The organism is Streptomyces sp. BK340 (genome assembly GCF_007827595.1).
Classification (GTDB): Bacteria; Actinomycetota; Actinomycetes; order Streptomycetales; family Streptomycetaceae; genus Streptomyces.
On sequence record NZ_VISR01000070.1, the window covers coordinates 1 to 2,365 of the forward strand.

Here is a 2,365-nt window from a genome sequence, read left to right on the forward strand (position 1 = left end):
TCCACGGTGACGTCCCCACAGAGGACCGAACGCTCAACTCTCGCCCTGGACACGGCGAGCAGGAGCGATCCACCTCATTGTGTTAGCCGCTATTACAGGACTGAACTGAGGCCTCCAAACCTCCCCTATGCGTAGGGGAGAGGCTGCCAGGTGCCCGTTTTCCACCGCGCTCCGTACCGGCACAGCGTGCCGTCAGCCAGATGTCTCGCAGCCGGTAGTGAACAACGCGCATTCGAGCAGGTCGGGGGCCGCACCGGACGGCCAGTTGTCACCTGCGGCCAGCTGGTCGACGGCGGCGTGAATGAAGGAGAGGTAGACCTGGTAGCGGTGGGGCGACCAGTTCCCGTCCGACCACACCCAGGCGGCGACTGAGCCATCCGGGTCGTGGCCGCTCTCGCGACCGACGGCAGCGGCCATCCACTGCAGGCGCCCAGACAGCACGCGGTCGAGGATGAGAGGCCGCGGGCCACGGGCGGGCGGTATAGCGATGCCGGTGAAGTAGAGGAACTTGGTGAAGAACGGCCCGAGCCCCGGAACGCGCCGGTGGAGCGCGGCGTACGCCTGTAGTGAACCGTGTTCGCGCAGTGCGGTGACCGCGGCGCTAGGCGGTTTCGTTTGGATCAGCGGGCGGACCACAGGAAGATGCCGGCGATGTGGAGTCCTGCCAGGTAGATGGTCGCGGTCTTCTCGTAGCGGGTCGCGATGCCTCGCCACTGCTTCAGGCGGTTGATGCACCGTTCGACGGTGTTGCGCTGCTTGTAGGTTTCGCGATCGAAGGCCGGCGGCCTGCCGCCCCGGCTGCCGAGTCGCAGCCGGTGACCACGCTGATCTGCCGGGACCGGGATCACCGCCCGGATGCCGCGCTTTCGCAGGTGGCCGCGGATCGCGCGGGATGAATAGGCCCTGTCCGCCAGGACCACGTCCGGCCTGGTGCGCGGACGGCCCCGTCGCCGGGGGACGCGCAGGCGGGCCATGACGGCGGTGAAGGCGGGGGCATCACCCGCCTGTCCGGCGGTGAGGACGAACGCGAGAGGCCGGCAGCGGGCATCGGCTGCGAGGTGGATCTTCGTGGTCAGTCCGCCGCGAGACCGGCCGATGGCGTGGTCGGCCGGTTCGCCGGCCGGGGCCCCTTTTGCGGGCTCCGGCCGCGTGCTGGTGAGCCCGCACGATCGTGGAGTCCACGGACACGGCCCAGGTCAGGTCCTCATCGGCTTCGGCCTGGGCCATCAGCGCGGTGAACACCCGCTCCCAGGTGCCGTCGACGGCCCACATCCGCAGCCGGTTGTAGACACCTCGCCAGTTGCCGTACTTCTCCGGCAGATGGACCCACTGCGTTCCGGTCTGGAACTTTAAGGCGACCGCGTCGATCACCTCACGGTGATCCCGCCAGCGTCCACCCCGCTTCGGCGTCCGGTCGGGGAGTAACGGCTCGATCCGGGCCCACTGCGCATCTGTTAGCGGCACACCTGGGCCAACGACCGACTGATCCAAACGAAACTGCCTAGGCGCGCGCCGATTCGTACGGTCCGCGGCCATGCTCCCGACAGGCGCACTGCCCCGCACTCGGATCGTCAGGCTCGCGGCCCGCACCCGGAACATCGTCGACGAGACCTGTGTACCCGCAGCTCTCGGGTGAGGTGTCGGTGCGCTACCCCGACGGCAGCGAGTACCGGCTCACCCCGACCGGGGTGCGCTCCACCTGTTGTGGCGGGCACTCGATGAGACGACGTCCCCCGTCATAACTCTTGCCACCGCGGACCCTCTGTATGCCCGCCCCGGTGCCGGCGGACACGGTGCTGGGCGGGCCGTGTTACTCCGCTGCTCACTCCAATCCGAGAGCGGCGAGCTTGGCCCTGTCCAGGAGCGGTGTTTGTGGTCAGTGGTTGGTGGTCTGGCCTGTGTTGATCAGTTTGCGGTGCGTCTGTGGGCGGGTGTGCGCGGCGGGTGAGCGGCTGGAGTGATTAGGGGTGCTGGGCTGGGGCGGGGGTCTGGCCTGTGGGTTTGCTGGTTGGTGGTCAGGTCGTGTCCTCTGTGCTGCGCAAGGTTCAGGTTGAGTGATTGTTGGTATGCGGTGGCGCTTGGAGGAGCTGTCTGTGTGGGGCAGGGCATGCAAGGGGGGTCCGTGCCGCCGTTGGCGCGCCGCGGATCTGATCTGGCCGGCTGTCGCACTGTGAAGAGCCGGCCGCCCGCCGGTGGAGCAGTACCGCGTCTCCTGACCGGCGCCGTGTTCTGATGGCTGTGTGGGGCGGCGTTGTGTGGGGAATGGAGTGTGAACCGCTCCGGGATCGGTGGAGGCTCTATGCGTTGACTCCAGCCGCCGGTTGGGGCTGGTGTTGAGCGTAGTGGTTGGTCTCGTATTCGTGGG

General features: G+C 68.0%; 2 protein-coding genes. Both read right to left on the reverse strand.

The window, feature by feature from the left end; translation table 11 throughout:
• Positions 1–192: 192 nt before the first annotated feature.
• Entirely contained in the window at positions 193–735 is a 543-nt protein-coding gene (locus FB157_RS49830; RefSeq protein WP_398948081.1) for a hypothetical protein, read from the reverse strand.
• A protein-coding gene (locus FB157_RS46945) for an IS5 family transposase (RefSeq protein ID WP_398948082.1) occupies positions 621–1,536 on the reverse strand; the annotation gives its coding sequence in 2 pieces (ribosomal slippage) (positions 621–1,103 and positions 1,105–1,536; 915 coding nt in all). Before FB157_RS46945 ends, FB157_RS49830 begins: the two co-directional genes overlap by 115 nt.
• Positions 1,537–2,365 lie beyond the last annotated feature (829 nt).